This is a genomic window from Microcoleus sp. S36b_A4 (assembly GCF_036700645.1).
Lineage (GTDB): Bacteria > Cyanobacteriota > Cyanobacteriia > Cyanobacteriales > Microcoleaceae > Microcoleus.
The window spans coordinates 40,877-56,117 of record NZ_JAUBPI010000003.1 but is presented as its reverse complement, the minus strand read 5'-3'; the positions used below and the strand labels follow the sequence as shown (position 1 = coordinate 56,117).

Annotated in this window: 12 protein-coding genes; 6 read left to right on the top strand and 6 right to left on the bottom strand. The window is 45.5% G+C overall.

All coding sequences use genetic code 11. From position 1 onward, the window contains the following. Window positions 1–98: 98 nt before the first annotated feature. A complete protein-coding gene (locus QUA03_RS01910) occupies window positions 99–3,929 on the top strand; it encodes a DNA polymerase III subunit alpha (RefSeq protein WP_333209212.1) in 3,831 nt (1,276 codons plus the stop codon). Window positions 3,930–3,971: 42 nt separating this feature from the next. Here QUA03_RS01910 and QUA03_RS01905 read toward each other — a convergent pair whose 3' ends face one another. Next, on the bottom strand, window positions 3,972–4,271 hold the full coding sequence (locus QUA03_RS01905) for a DUF3593 domain-containing protein (RefSeq protein WP_333209210.1): 300 nt from the start codon (window positions 4,269–4,271) through the stop codon (window positions 3,972–3,974). Between the two features lie 297 nt (window positions 4,272–4,568). Next, window positions 4,569–5,222, bottom strand: coding sequence for an ATP-binding protein (locus tag QUA03_RS01900; RefSeq protein WP_333209208.1), 654 nt, complete (start codon window positions 5,220–5,222; stop codon window positions 4,569–4,571). Window positions 5,223–5,392: 170 nt separating this feature from the next. On the opposite strand from QUA03_RS01900, the gene QUA03_RS01895 reads away from it, so the two are divergent. Both QUA03_RS01895 and QUA03_RS01890 read left to right on the top strand, forming a co-directional pair. After that, window positions 5,393–5,662 (top strand): hypothetical protein, encoded by a 270-nt coding sequence (locus QUA03_RS01895; protein WP_333209207.1) that lies wholly within the window; start codon window positions 5,393–5,395, stop codon window positions 5,660–5,662. 149 nt (window positions 5,663–5,811) lie between these two features. Continuing rightward, the gene (locus QUA03_RS01890; protein WP_333209205.1) at window positions 5,812–6,555 is read left to right on the top strand and encodes a pentapeptide repeat-containing protein; all 744 of its coding nucleotides are present in this window, start codon (window positions 5,812–5,814) and stop codon (window positions 6,553–6,555) included. Between the two features lie 104 nt (window positions 6,556–6,659). Here the strand turns inward: QUA03_RS01890 and QUA03_RS01885 are convergent, their stop codons facing one another. Both QUA03_RS01885 and gatA read right to left on the bottom strand, forming a co-directional pair. Beyond that, on the bottom strand, window positions 6,660–7,718 hold the full coding sequence (locus QUA03_RS01885; RefSeq protein ID WP_333209203.1) for an alpha/beta fold hydrolase: 1,059 nt from the start codon (window positions 7,716–7,718) through the stop codon (window positions 6,660–6,662). Between the two features lie 118 nt (window positions 7,719–7,836). Continuing rightward, window positions 7,837–9,297: an Asp-tRNA(Asn)/Glu-tRNA(Gln) amidotransferase subunit GatA gene (gene gatA / locus QUA03_RS01880; protein WP_333082744.1), complete on the bottom strand. Its 1,461-nt coding sequence runs from the start codon at window positions 9,295–9,297 to the stop codon at window positions 7,837–7,839. 1,251 nt (window positions 9,298–10,548) lie between these two features. Here gatA and QUA03_RS01875 point away from each other — a divergent pair. From QUA03_RS01875 to QUA03_RS01865, 3 genes are all read left to right on the top strand, one after another. Next, window positions 10,549–11,004, top strand: a complete 456-nt coding sequence (locus QUA03_RS01875) for a helix-turn-helix domain-containing protein (RefSeq protein ID WP_333209312.1) — start codon at window positions 10,549–10,551, stop codon at window positions 11,002–11,004. A 308-nt stretch (window positions 11,005–11,312) separates the two neighbouring features. After that, window positions 11,313–12,614, top strand: coding sequence for a serine hydrolase (locus tag QUA03_RS01870; RefSeq protein WP_333209201.1), 1,302 nt, complete (start codon window positions 11,313–11,315; stop codon window positions 12,612–12,614). 56 nt (window positions 12,615–12,670) lie between these two features. Continuing rightward, complete coding sequence (locus tag QUA03_RS01865) at window positions 12,671–13,507, top strand: alpha/beta hydrolase (protein WP_333209199.1); 837 nt, start codon at window positions 12,671–12,673, stop codon at window positions 13,505–13,507. Window positions 13,508–13,635: 128 nt separating this feature from the next. Here QUA03_RS01865 and QUA03_RS01860 read toward each other — a convergent pair whose 3' ends face one another. Together QUA03_RS01860 and rlmB are read right to left on the bottom strand one after the other, a co-directional pair. Continuing rightward, a complete protein-coding gene (locus QUA03_RS01860; protein ID WP_333037226.1) occupies window positions 13,636–13,914 on the bottom strand; it encodes a DUF1816 domain-containing protein in 279 nt (92 codons plus the stop codon). A 293-nt stretch (window positions 13,915–14,207) separates the two neighbouring features. Beyond that, window positions 14,208–15,241 (bottom strand): 23S rRNA (guanosine(2251)-2'-O)-methyltransferase RlmB (gene rlmB / locus QUA03_RS01855; RefSeq protein WP_333209197.1); only part of this gene is annotated, 1,034 nt, incomplete at its 5' end.

The window sequence follows — 15,241 nt, the reverse complement described above, 5'->3', positions numbered from 1 at the left end:
TTATCTCAAAAGTAACATAAAAGTTTGTTTTTTATTTTACACTTTGACACGCGGATAGTGTAGAATCTAAAATCTAAAATCTAAAATCTAAAATCCCTATGTCCTTCGTTGGTTTGCACATTCACAGCGATTATAGCTTACTAGATGGGGCTTCTCAGCTACAACAGCTCGCAGAACGGGCGGTGGAATTGGGGATGCCCGCGATCGCCCTTACAGACCACGGCGTGATGTACGGCGCGATCGAACTCATCAAAGTTTGCCGAAATAAAAATATTAAGCCGATTATTGGCAATGAAATGTATGTCGTCAACGGCGACATTGAAGTAAAAGTTCGAGGTAGAAGAAAATACCATCAAGTTGTTTTAGCTAAAAATACCCAAGGTTATAAAAACCTCGTCAAACTAACCACAATTTCCCACTTAAAGGGAATGCCTGAAAGAGGTATCTTTGCCCGCCCCTGCATTAACAAGGAACTGCTAAAACAATACTCCGAAGGTTTAATTGTTACCAGTGCTTGTTTGGGTGGCGAAGTTCCCCAAATGATTCTGCAAAACAAGTTAGATGCTGCCCGTGAAGTAGCCAGTTGGTATAAAGAAGTATTTGGGGAAGATTACTATATAGAAATTCAAGACCACGGTTCCCCGGAAGACCGGATTGTTAATGTTGAAATCGTTAAAATTGCCCGCGAACTCAAGATTAAAATAATTGCCACCAATGATTCTCACTATATTTCCTGCAACGACGTAGAAGCACACGATGCTTTGCTGTGCATTAACACCAACAAACTGATTGAAGAAGACAAGCGGATGCGCTACAGCGGTACTGAATATCTTAAGTCCGCCGAGGAGATGGCGCAACTGTTTCGAGATCATTTGGATGATGAAACAATCAAAGAGGCGATCGAAAATACCCTAGAGGTCGCAAATAAAGTATCGAGATACGAGCTTACAGGAGAAGCTCGAATTCCCACAATTCCAATTCCTCCAGAACATACAGCCGATACTTATGTAGAAGAAATATCCTGGCTGGGACTGTTAGAACGCCTCAAAGCCCGCACCAGAAATGAAATCCCCCCAGTCTACAAACAAAGACTAGAATACGAACTGAAAATGCTTCAGCAGATGGGATTTTCGGAATATTTCTTAGTAGTTTGGGACTACATAAAATATGCTAGAGATAACGATATCCCAGTAGGGCCAGGACGCGGTTCTGCCGCAGGTTCTCTAGTTGCATACGTCCTCAAAATCACCAATATCGACCCCGTACACCACGGACTACTATTCGAGCGATTTCTCAATCCCGAACGGAAATCTATGCCAGATATTGATAGCGATTTCTGCATAGAAAGACGGGACGACATGATTAAATACGTTACGGAAAAATATGGTAGCGAGCGCGTAGCGCAAATTATTACTTTCAACAGAATGACATCAAAAGCTGTCTTGAAAGATGTTGGGAGAGTGTTAGGTATTCCCTACAAAAAAGCCGACGAAATGGCTAAACTAATTCCCGTGTCCAGGGGAAAACCGGAAAAACTTAAAGTGATGATTTCCAATGACACACCTGCACAGGAATTTAAAGACAACTATGAAAATACAATTTGCATAAATGCAGAAACTGGTACTGAAGTCCCCGTTCGTCAGTGGATTGACATGGCAATTCGCATTGAAGGAACTAACAAAACCTATGGTGTTCACGCGGCAGGTGTGGTAATTTCCTCAGAGCCGTTGGATGAAATTGTACCGCTGCAAAAGAATAATGAGGGTGCTGTGATTACCCAATATTTCATGGAAGATTTGGAATTTTTGGGGCTGCTGAAAATGGACTTTTTGGGATTGAAAAACTTAACAACGCTCCAGAAAACTGTTGATTATATTAAGCAAACCCAAAATCTAATTGTCGATCCAGAAATGCTACCTTCTGATATAGAGCGCAGAGCTCAAGAGACTTTTGGCAGAATCAAAAAGTTACCCGATGATGTAGATAAAACCTATAGACTTTTAGAAAGAGGAGATTTAGAAGGTATTTTTCAGCTAGAATCATCTGGAATGCTGGATGTAGTGAAAAAACTCAAACCTTCCTGTCTGGATGATATTTCTTCTATTTTGGCACTTTACCGACCTGGGCCGCTGGACGCAGGTTTGATTCCTCAGTTTATTGACTGCAAGCATGGTAAAACAGTTGAGTACGATCATCCGCTATTAGAGCCGATTTTAAAAGAGACTTACGGAACGCTTTGCTTTCAAGAGCAAATTATGCGGATGGCTCAAGATTTGGCGGGCTATTCTTTGGGTCAAGCTGACTTGCTGCGGCGCGCAATGGGCAAGAAGAAAGCTGATGAAATGCAGAAGCAAAAGGAAACATTTATCGACGGCGCCACTAAGAATGGAGTCAGTCAAAGAATTGCTGAAAAGTTGTTCGCGCAAATGCTACAATTCGCGGAATATTGTTTTAATAAATCCCATTCAATGGCCTATGCGTATATCACTTATCAAACTGCCTATTTAAAGGCGAATTATCCTCTAGAATATATGGCTGCACTGCTGACGGCTAACAGGGGCGATCAGGATAAAGTACAGAAATATATTGCCAATTGTCTGAAGCTGGGTATTGAGGTTGAGCCGCCCGATGTTAATAGCTCGGAACTTACTTTTACACCGATGCCGAAACAGATGACTGGCTCTGCAAAAGATAAAATTTTGTTTGGGATTTCGGCTGTTAAAAATGTGGGAGAATCGGCAATTGAAAATATTTTGGCTGCGCGACAGGAAGGGGGTAAGTTTAAATCGTTGGCTGATTTGTGCGATCGCGTAAATCTCCATTCTGTCAACCGCCGCGCTCTAGAAGCTTTAATTCAATGCGGAGCTTTTGATAAAATTGAGCCCAACCGTCATCAATTAGTAAACGACATCGAAGGGGTGGTGAAATGGGCGCAAGACCGCAAAAGAGATCGGGAAAGTGGCCAAGGCAATCTCTTTGATTTGTTAGGTGCGAATAGCTTTGGTAAGTCGGTCAATACCTATGAGTCGGCGCCAAAATCTAAATTGGTACAAGATTATGACAAACAGGAAAAATTGCGTTTAGAAAAAGAATTACTTGGTTTTTATGTGTCAGAACATCCTCTAAAGTTTCTCATGCAAGTAAACCCAGACCCCGATGTGGTGACTCTCGAACAGTTAGCAGATAAAAAGGGGAAAGTATCAGTTATTGTCATGATCAGCGCTATCAAGCTGGTAGTGACTAAAAAAGGTGATGCGATGGCAATTTTGCAATTAGAAGATTTGACACATCAAATAAAAGCGGTTGTGTTCCCCAAGGCTTACGAACAAGTGAAACCTTACATCGTAGAGAATGCGATCTTACTGATTAGTGGAAAACTTGAGAAAGATGGGGAGGAAATTCAGATAATTGTAGACACTGCCAAGCCGGTTGAAACAGTACAAATTACAGAGGAAATCGAGAGGGGGGAACCGGAAATAAATAACCATTGGCCGGCGGAACCAGTCAACATTGTACGATCGACAAAACCTGTCGAAGTTTTAGAAATGGTGATTTTCAAGCTTACACCGCAACAAGTACAAGACGGGAAAAAACTCAATTCCCTCAAAGCTATTTTGCAAGAACTTTCCAATCGGGGAGAAGATGCTAGCGTTTCTTTGGGGGGAATTGTTGTCGGTGAATATTCATGTCAACCCCTTCGCATTAACCCACAATTGTGGGTGCAAGATGGCGAGGGAACTGTTAGCCGTCTCAAGTCGGCTGGATTTGATGCTTGGGTTTTTCCTCTAGACAATCGCGGAGATACTGTGGCATTTCGAGAAATGCGATCGCAACTTAATGTACATTCTTGGGCTAGTCGTTTACTTGACACTGAAACCGATCGCCTTCACAAGTATGTCACTTATCTCGCCCAACTAAACAGACGCTAGCCAAATGAAAGTTTCGCATTAATCCCAACTACCCTCTCAAGTTTATTCGGGCGAGGATGCTTTGGCTTTAATCACCGCTTCTCTAAAGCCTAAAACTAATAAAATATTGGCAAGTGTCAAGAATAGTTCCGCAGAACCGTGCAGCCAATCGACATTTGCTAGTGACTCGTTGTAGGCAACTTTTGCGTAAATTGCGGCGGGAATCGTCACCGCTACAAAAACGAGAGTGCCGTAAAATCCCATCAGAGCTAAACGGGGTGTTTTTCCCGATCGAGTCAAAAACCAGAGAAATCCCAAGTAGGGAAATAGAGACAGAACAAATAAAGTTTCTTTGGAAATCATTAGTAATTGGTGAGCAACCAGATACTATGATAAATTAAAAGCTCAAAAATTATTGTGAATAATTTTTAACTTTTAATGTTTAGTTTTTAATATTTAATTAGACAGATGCACCCGTTTCAATCGAACTGCTTTAGAATTACCCAAGACCATAGCTCTTAACCCAAGCTGCAGCAGGTTGGCAGTATTTAAAACCCCTCACCCACGCGGAGACAAAACCCGTAACTTTTCCCCTAACACCGTTTTTAGCATAACACATTTTTCACCGTGCCAGTCTGTTAATTGTCCATCACCCCAAAGCTACCCAGCAATTAGAAATAGAGACGGTTCCAAAGTTTTTTGTCTGCTAGGCATCAAGCAAGCATCGTTCAAAACCTCTAAATCCAAGCAGTTATTTCTATTTGCTACCAGAATTTCCTTCAGCTTAGCATCAAAATCAAAACAAGGGCCACAATCCCAAACTTTGAGTTCCAACCGTCCGTTAAACACCATAATTTCCAGTTGAATAGGAGTTTCTACTGGCAGATTTTTGTGAGCGTGGCGAACTGCATTAGTGAAACCTTCAGCCAGCGCCAACTGAAACTTCCACCAAACCTCATTGGGGAGCGATAAATCTTTCAACTGCTCAAACCACAACAAAACTTGAGTTAAAGCATTCACATCTGTGTTGACTTGCAGGCTAATATGTTGAATACAAGTTTCATGGAACTCTTCTTCCTGCTGCTGTTTACTCTGCCAATCCCAGGTGTTTAATAAATTCATTAATCCATCTAAAACGCTAGCTTTTTTTATAAAATTTTGGGATCGCTTGCGACCTTCTACTTCGTAAGTTTTGGTCAGCCACAAACAGTTTCGATTGTCGAGAGTCCGGGTGTAACTGATCTCGTCTGCAATCTGCCACATGAGTTTGATCCCCCTGCCGCCTTCTGCAAGTTGATCTATGCTGTTAGACATCTATTTTCCTCGTATGAAAGTATTAGCTGTACCCTATTTTCCCGCCCGCCGAGACACCCGGTATCTTTTTTATACTTGCTGGCTCGGTATTATTTCGGGGATCACATAAAAATGCTATCTTTTTTATAGAAGGCAGCGCATCAGCAATATGTCTTAAGAGTCTAAGCCAATTGGCTTATTTACCGATCGCCTGTACGGAGAACGATCACCCTCCGCAGCAAAATCCCACTGCATCGATTACAAATACTTATGCGCTGTCGGAGTCAACCACTTGCCGCAGCCGTCGCAAGCTCCAAAATCCCTGGTATTCAGGGACTCCGGCAGTTCGCTGTTCGCTGCAAGGGAGCCTTGAGGCGCGCTCTCATCCCAAAGGCGTAAGTAATATCCGGACTCGTGAGCGCGATCGAACCTTACACCGTCGAGGCGCGTCCATCCACTAGACTAGGACTTGGGCAAACAACCCGGTTTCTGCTAAGAATATTGCGTTTGACAGCGAGAAATTAACGAGGAAACCGGGTTTTTCACCCCGCGCGCGTAAGTCCAGCAGACAAATCGGTGATGAAAGGCAGTTACAGGACTTACCCAAACTATGACCAAAATCCAACTGAAAATTCTGACTGCAGCGATAATGCTACTCCCATTTTGCGCCGCACTTCCCTTGCAAGCTCAAAATCTGTCTCTAGTCAAGCGGCTGCTAGAAACCAGAGGATGTCCCGGATGCGACTTATTTGGCGCTTCCTTGAGCCGTGCAGATTTGTTTGGCGCTTCCTTGAGCCGCGCCACTCTCAACAGGGCCGACTTAGTTGATGCCGATTTGACTGCGGCTGATTTAATGGAAGCTAATTTAAACCACGCCAACATGAGAAACGCCTTTTTGGCTGACGCCGACCTCAGCAAAGCCGATATGAGCAGGGCAGACATCAGGGGAGCCAACTTAGAAAATGCCAACCTCAGCGAGAGTTTCCTGCGAGGCGCATCCCTCCAGTTGGCTAACTTAAAATGCAGTAATTTGAGCGCTGCTAAACTAAATAGAACCGACCTGAGAAATGCTGATTTAAGCGGTGCAAATCTCACCGGTGCCGACCTCCAAGAAGCCGATTTAAGCGGTGCAAATCTCAGCGGTGCCGACCTTAGATCGGCAGACTTGAGGGATGCGAGATTGAACAAAACTAATCTCACAGGTGCCAATCTCTGCGGCGCCCGGATGCCGGATCGAAAAACATCTCGGCGCGGCTGCGAAGTTAAGAAAGAACAAGCTATAAGTACGAACAATTATTGCAATTATTGCTATGCCGTGAATGACTGGTGGCTGAATGTATTAAGGTTATACTAAGCGGTATCATCGGGATAACTACTCCGCTTTAGATATCTACTGTTAGAAGTGCGAGCAGGCGGTACAGATATCAAACTTAACCTGTTACCGCCAATAGCTTTTATCTACTTTGAAGAACCTAAAAATTGGCTCAGTATTTGCAGATATTCTGCGCCCCCGATCTGTGCCACATTAGTGTGACCTCCATCAGGAACTATGTAAAGCTGTTTGGGTTCAGGTGCTGCATCAAACAGTTTTTTGGTCATTTCCACTGGAACTACATTGTCAGCAGTTCCGTGAATAAACAGCACGGGCATTTGCAGGCGATCGACTTTTGAAAGAGAATCAAACCGCTGTGTCAGCAAAAAATCGATCGGAAACATCCAAAACAAGCCTTTTTGGAAATTCACCATCGCCCGCGTCGAAGTAAAAGATCCTTCTACGATTAACCCCGCCGCCTCCGGGTGACGCACGGCTAGATCGATCGCGATCGCGCCTCCCAAAGAATGACCGTAGATATAAATTTGATTCGGGTTAATCCCCCGCTGTTTCACCAAATAATCCCAAGCAAGTTGAGCATCCTCATAAACCTGAGATTCACTCGGAAAATCGCCCTGGCTTTTTCCATAACCACGATAATCCATCACAAATACCGACAAACCTAATCGATGAAATCGATGAGCGTGTTCGACATTTGATCCCACATTTGAAGCATTGCCGTGCAGGTACAAAACTACCCCCCCTAACCCCCCCTTGTTAAGGGGGGGAAGCGGAGCGACTGTCGGTCTATCACTTTGCGGGGACGTTCCGACTCCTCTAGCTCCCCCCCTTGGCAAGGGGGGGCTGGGGGGGCTATCCGAGCCTCCGGTGTTAACAGAGGGAACAGCCTCTCCCTTTCTTGCTCTCCCTCTTGCTAAGGGGGGGCTGGGGGGATTTTCCGAGGCAGGAATCCACCACCCGTGCACGCTGTCAACCGCGCCTGTTTTAGTTGAAATTGGCAGCCAGACATCTTGATATTTCAACTGAAAATCATCTGGCGTAGTTTCGATCGCCCGCGCAGGAAAAAAGATAAACTTACCTTGCGCTACAAATAGGAATACACAAGCAGCAGAATAAGCAACGGCCAAAACTATCCCAAAAGCTATTAGCGATTTAGACAAAAGGAATACTAGCAAATTGTTCATAGATAGAGCACGCGGGAAATTAGAGATCGCTCAAAAGCTAATGGCCAATTATTAATTTAGACAATTAGCCAAGATCGATTACTAACTTCCGCCACCGTATTCCGCCGATTTTCAAAAATTAATGCAATTCCGGGTGGTGTAAGTGCCAATTCGTAGACTGTTCGTAAGCGTGAGCCACTTGAAACAACCGAGATTCTTGCAAAACATTACTAATCAGTTGTATACCCACGGGCAGTCCTTTATCATCAAATCCGCAGGGCAAACTCAAAGCTGGCAAACCAGCAAGATTCACGGGAATAGTCATCAAATCTGACAAATACATACTCAGGGGATCATTGAATTTTTCGCCTGCCTTAAATGCGGTAGTAGGAGCAGTGGGACAGACTAAAACATCAACTTGAGAAAAAGCTTTTTCAAAGTCTTCTTTAATCAAAGTCCGAACTTTTTGAGCTTTTAGATAATAGGCATCGTAATATCCAGCCGACAATACGTAAGTGCCGATCGCAATCCGGCGTTTAACTTCCGCACCGAACCCCTGAGAGCGGGTTTTGGCATACATATCCAAAAGATTATCGGAGTCTGGAGATCGGAAACCGTACTTCACTCCATCATATCGCGCCAAATTTGCCGAAGCTTCCGAGGGAGCAATGATGTAGTAAGTGGGTAAACCGTAGCGGAACCGGGGGCAAGAAATGACTTGAATTTCTGCGCCCAATTGTTGAAATTGCTCGATCGCCTTAGTAACAGCGTCTTTAACCCCCGAGTCCAGCCCTACACCAAAAGTTTCTTTAATTACACCAATTCTAATTTGACCCTTGGGTCGCAAACTGGGTCTTAAAGCTTGAGCGTAGTCAGGAATTGGGACATTAAGACTCGTGGAATCTCTCGGATCATAACCCGCGATCGCCCCCAACAAAATCGCCGTATCCTCAACAGTCCGGCCAAAGGGCCCGATTTGATCGAGAGAAGAAGCATAGGCCACCAAACCGTAGCGAGAAACCAACCCATAAGTTGGTTTCAGCCCCACCAACCCGCAAAAAGCAGCAGGTTGGCGGATTGAGCCCCCAGTATCCGAACCCAAACTCACGACGCATTCTCCAGCGGCTACCGCTGCGGCAGAACCGCCAGAAGACCCTCCGGGCACGCGCTCCAAGTCCCAAGGATTCGCGGTAACTTGATAAGCAGAAGTTTCTGTCGAGCTCCCCATTGCAAACTCGTCCATATTCGCCTTACCCACAATCACCGCACCGGCTGCTTGGAGTTTGGAGACGACGGTTGCATCGTAGGGAGGCACAAAATTCTCCAAAATCCGAGAGGCGCAGGTTGTGGGAACGCCCTCGGTGCACATATTATCTTTAACGGCGATCGGGATGCCGGCCAACAGGCCAATTTGCTCTCCGGCTGCGATTTGGGCATCCACTTTATGGGCCTGCGCCAGTGCGCTGTCTGCCGTCACGCACAGAAAGCTTTTCAACTTCGGCTCTAGCTGGGTAATTCGGTCTAATGCTTCTTGAGTAATTTCCACAGCAGAGCGTTCTTTATTGACCAGTTGTCGGTGCAACTCGCGGATGGATGCCATGCTCGTACCTTTATTCTTTCTACTTTGAGACAATACAGTTAATATAACTGGCAATTGTACCTGCTTACAGCCCGAAGGCAAAGTCGGCTATTTTTGTGGCGAAAGTTCGAGCCTCAAAGAGGACTCCGCTAACGGGCGATAGGTCATTTTATCTACAATAGATTAAATTCCCCAAATCCCACCGAACACAAAATAGCGATCGAGTTTTTTACCTCATCTTTTAACAAACCAAGAATGCAACTGTATCAAAACTTATGCAACAAGTGGTTGGACTCGCGAATTATTTGAAGAAGGGGTAATGTGTGCAATGAGACCCCTACATAATTAGGTTATGCCTCCAAGAATGTGTATGCAAGATCACAATCATTAGGAAATTAGTCATTCCCAATTCTGCAATCTAAATTCTCAAATATTAGATAGAACCTAGCTTTTCTTCGACGCAACCAAGTATTTAGGGAAGAAAAAGAAGGCATAGAAAATAAACCAATTCCCGGTTATGAATGCTTTATTCCGGGGAATTTTCAGAATATTATAGTTCACAATACATATTTGTTTATTAGGCTTAAGTTATTTTAAAGGGCATAATTAGCAGCATTTAAGCTGATTTTATAGAAGATTAATCTCCTGTAAACATATAAATAAATAAACTTAATATAAAAAATATGATAATAAAAGATTAGATTATGGCGGTATATAGCCTAATAATTAGGGTCAGATTATGAAGAATACTTTTTTAGTCAAAAATGACTAAAAGTTATCATTCAGCCGAGTGAATTAAGGGCCGCTGCCCGATCGAAGAAAATAGCGATCGACCTTTTCCGATCCACGCCCCCTGTGCCAGAGGTCAATCGATTTTAGATTTTAGATTTTAGATTTTAGAATTGAAGCATTGACCCCACGGATAAATTCGGGGGGCAAGTTTCATCGGATACAGGTTTTTTATTTCTGGATCCTGAGTCTGCTTTCGGAATGAATCCGGCGGCTTGTATCCTGGATGCTTTCGGTCAACAAGCCTGTCATAAATCTGGGGTTCACAAAAAAGCTGGGAACGCTCACCGCCACGCCGTGGTCTCCTGTTGCGCGCACCTGCAAAAAAACAGCAGTCCTTCCTCAATTGCGACTAGCTGCGTGCATCTGCGGTAAAAAAAGCTACTTATTTGCCCGATCGATCCCCAGGAAAATAATTTCATCCGGAATTATCCCCAAAACCCAAGATATATGGTAAGAAGTTCCCGATGCCCCGTTGGAGGAATGCCACCTAAAGCTCACTTAGAATCCCACCTGACGGCAGAGGAACTCAAAATTCGCTACCGGCAGGCACAAAACACCACAGAGTCGCGCCGCTGGCACTTGCTGCTGTTAGTTTCCCGAAATTGGACTATCAAACAAGCAGCCCAAGTCGTAGGCCTCAACTACGACTACGCCAAAGAAATTGTCCAGCGCTATAACCGAGAAGGGCCTACCTCTGTCAGGAACCGCAGCGGAGACCGCCAGCCCCCTCCTGCAAAATCCTTGCTGAATCCAGAACAGCAAGAAGAACTGCGACAAGCGCTGCAAGGCCCTGCCCCCGACGGCGGAGACTGGACAGGCCCCAAAGTCGCTCGCTGGATTGCCGAAAAGATTGGTAGCGATCATGTCTGGCCCCAACGCGGCTGGGATTACCTCAAGCGGTTGGGTGCTGACTGGCGACGGCGGCGCAGAAAGTAGATAGTTCGCAATATTTAAAGGGGGTTGATTGCTTTGGTGCGATCGCTCCCTTTATTTTGGTTATTTTGCTGCAATCTAACTTTCGGATTTCACATTGTAGATTGTAGATTTGTTCTGCAATCTAAAATCTAAAATCTAAAATCTAAAATCTAAAATCTAAAATCTAAAATCTAAAATCTAAAATCTAAAATCTAAAATCTAAAACCTAAAATCTAAAATCTAAAATCTAAAATCTAAAATCTAAAATCGTTTGACTGATGTAACAATAGCTGCTTATATTGAATGTGGTGGTGTTGAGGATGTTAAATATGCGAGATATTAGGTGTTTTTTGTCGATCGCCAACAAGATGGCGGCAGTAGTAGCCGGCATTGGACTGGTTCAGATGTTAACCATCGCAAGTTCATTCTCTCAATCATCTAACCCGCGTTCCCTCGACGAACTCTACAAAATTCGCGATGGGCTGATCACCGAATTAGAACAACCCTCATCTCCCTCCCCAGAACCAACCATCCTTTCCGGCTTAGTTCCCTTCGCGGCTAATCCTCAAGAACAACTGCTACAGCAGTTGCAAGCGGTGGAAGCTCAAATATTAGTAGAACAGAGGGCTAACGACAACTTACAGCAAGCAGTCCGTTTAGCCAACAGAGCCGTAGAAACTAAACGGCAGCCAAATAAGTCGATCGAATCTTCGCAGCAAACTCAATTTTTCTGGCATCAGGCCCTCAACAACTTGCAGGAAGTTCCTCAAAATTCATTTTTAGCTTCCGTCACTGCCTCAAAAACTCAAGAATACCGGGAAAATTTAACAGCAGCAACCTTTCAAGTGCAGCAAGCAAAATCTGATTTCTTGGGTGTGCTTGCCCGAGAAAGCGGTTTGTCGGCTCAAGCTTCGATCGGTATTTGCAACCTTTCTAGAGAATGCGTAAACCTCCGGGGCGATGTACCTCCTGTCAGTCCAGCCAGCTTAATTAAACTGCCGATTGCTGTCGCCCTGATGCAAAAAGTCGAAAAAGAAAAAATTAGTCTGAACCAGGAAGTATTCGTCACTCGGAGTAATTTCACCGAAGACGCATCGGCAAAGATTACGTCCAATCGCAATTACCCGCTACAGCTACTGTTAGAAGAAATGATCTATCGCAGCAGCAATATCGCCACCAATCAACTGATCGATTATTTAGGTTCTGATTACATCAATCAATATTTAGATAATAGCGGCTACGAAGTCACCCGCGTGAACTTCAAGTTGATGGGGGAAAGAATTATGCCGTCCAACCCCGGTTCGGGTCGCAACCGCGTGACTGCTAACGAACTCACCGAAATGATGGTGCAAATTTACAACGGCGAAACACCCGGTGCTAAACTGTTAATAGAAACTCTCAACCGCCAGTACGATCACGCTCTGGGATTTGCTGCCTTGGAAGGAACTAAAGCTCAGTGGTTGGGGGAAAAAACTGGTCAAAATTCCTGGGTACTCGGCACAACTTTAGCGATGAGCATTGACGACGAGGCCTATGTGATTACTGTGATTGACAGCCGCAGCGGCGAGCTACAAATGCGCCAGTCTATTTCTAAAATTGCCGATTACATGGTCCGAAACCCCAGCTTTTAACCGCTGGAATGTACAATTTATAGCGGGGGACAACGCACCGCCCAAGCAGTTAAAAAATGCCGCATCAACAACTCAGTGTTTCCGTCGAAGGTAAGGGATTTCCGATTCTTTGCTTGCACGGCCATCCAGGTTCCGGCGATTGTATGTCGGTATTCACAGAACACTTATCAAAACGCTTCCAGACGATCGCCCCAGACTTGCGCGGCTACGGCAACAGTCGCACCTCAACTTTCTTTGAAATGACCGATCATCTGGTGGATTTAGAAGCACTATTAGACAGATTAGGAGTCGATCGGTGTTTGGTGATCGGATGGTCTTTGGGAGGGATTTTAGCGATGGAATTAGCCATGAAATATCCCCAGCGAGTTACAGGTTTGATTCTACTCGCATCCGCAGCCAAACCGCGAGGAAGTCACCCTCCCATCTCTTGGCAAGATAACCTTTACACGGGTTTAGCGGGAATTATCAATTGGGTGATACCCGGTTGGCAGTGGAATATTGATACTTTTGCGAGGCGATCGCTCTTTCGCTACTTGATACAGCAGCATAACGCCACCCCTTACCGCTACTTAGCACAGGCAGGTACTCCCGCCTACCTCAAGACTTCCAACACGGCCACGAAGGCATTAAATACCGCTCTCAGGGCAGGATACGATCGACTGCTCCACCTGGGCGACATTCATTGTCCGTGCTTAGTGTTGGCCGGAGAAGGCGATCGGCACATCACCTCAGCATCCAGTCTAGAAACCGCCCGCCATCTGCACGACTGTCAGTGGCAGTGCTATCCCAATACAGCCCACTTGTTTCCTTGGGAAATTCCCGATCAGGTAATCGCAGACATCGATCGCTGGATTGAGAGTCATCCCGAAGCAGTTGGCAATTGCGAGTGTTGAGTTTTGAGTGTGTCAGAAGCAATTTATCACCCAACAGTCAAATGTTTTGAAGTTACAACTCACAACTCAAAACCGCACAGCGTTGCTAGGGAAGCGTAGGCCTCTCAAAACTTAAAACTCCCCTGTTTCTACTGACCGCTCAAAACCGGCCACAGCCCTCCATCACCAAGCTTTCCCAAATCTTCTGCAACCGTCAAAGTAATTGGTTTGCAGCGGTGAATAGAAACACTAACACCTTCTGCCCCCTCATTTTCTATGTCTTCTACATATCCTGCTTTTGCAGCTTCCGCCTCTCCATCGGTTAAGAACGGGCCAAAATAGTAAATGCACCGCGGCGCTGAAGTTTTAACTTCAACCCACCAAGCCAATCCGAAAAAGTTGAGCAAGCTAATCAAGAATTCTTTCATCTGCTTTTCTAATGTATTTGACGGTGTTTTCTGGGTGCTGCGAACACGCCTAGGCTTTTGTTATTTACACGTGGCTGACTGCTGCCAAGAACCGATCCAAACCTATTTAAATATATCTAAATAGATGGGTGTCGAATTCTTGTTTGAACGTAGGAGCTATGCCCCTTCTACTTTCGCATGAACAAGTAACGACAGTCGATCGGCTATCCTTACTTGTTCCGGGTGTGGTGCCACTCCATTCTGGGTGGCATTCACAATAAGCTACTCTGTTGTGCTCTTTTTTTCAACCACCTTTACGATCCGTGTACGTGAAACTTTTTGGGCCCACGCTGACGGTAAATTTCGTATAAAGCCATCCCCGTTGCTACCGAGACATTCAGGCTAGGAGTATGGCCTCTTAAAGGAATTGAAACTAATCCGTCACATCCGCGCTGTATCAAAAGGCTCAAACCGTCAGCTTCACCACCCACCACTAAAACAGTGGGCCCGGAGAACTTGACTGTCTCTATAGATTGACCGACGCCTGCTGCAGTGCCATAAATCCAGAATCCAGCCTCTTTGAGTTCTTCCAGCGCCCGGTTAAGATTGACAACCCTCGCCACTGGCAGGCTTTCCAATGCCCCTGCTGCCACTTTTCTCACTGCCGAGGTAATCCCAACAGCCCGTCGCTGCGGAATCACCATGCCCTGAGATCCCAATGCTTCTGCGGTGCGAATGATCGCCCCAAGATTGTGCGGGTCGTTGAGTCCTTCTGCCACCACAATTACTGGATCTTCGCAAGCCGACTTAGCCTTTGCGATCAGTTCGCTCAAATCCAGGTATTCGTAAGCTGATACTTGGGCGGCTACGCCTTGGTGGTTCGCTTTGCGCGTGATGTAGTCGAGGCGCAAATCGTCAACTTCGTCAATAATGCTGCCGTTGGCTTTGGCTTCGGTTAGCAAGCTATGAAAGCGGGGATCGTAGCGCAGGTGGGGGACAACCCAGATCCGGTTTAGAACTTGGTTTGTTTCTAAAGCCGCTTGCACCGCATGGCGGCCGTAAATCATGTCGTCTGTGTCTGCGTCTGGTTGCACGACTGTATTTGAGGCAGTGTCAACAGGGCGAGTGTCTCTGTCTTTGTCTCTGTCTCTGAAATGGTTGCCCCGGAATTCCTGCGGGCTCTTGTCTTTGTCTCTGTCTTTGTAATAATTGCCCCTGGATTCCTGGGGGCTGCTGTCTCTGTCTCTGTCTCGGAAATTGTTGCGGGCCGGCTGGGGGCTGCTGTCTCTGTCTCTGTCTCGGAAATTGTTGCGGGCCGGCTGGGGGCTGCTGTCTCTGTCTCTGTCTC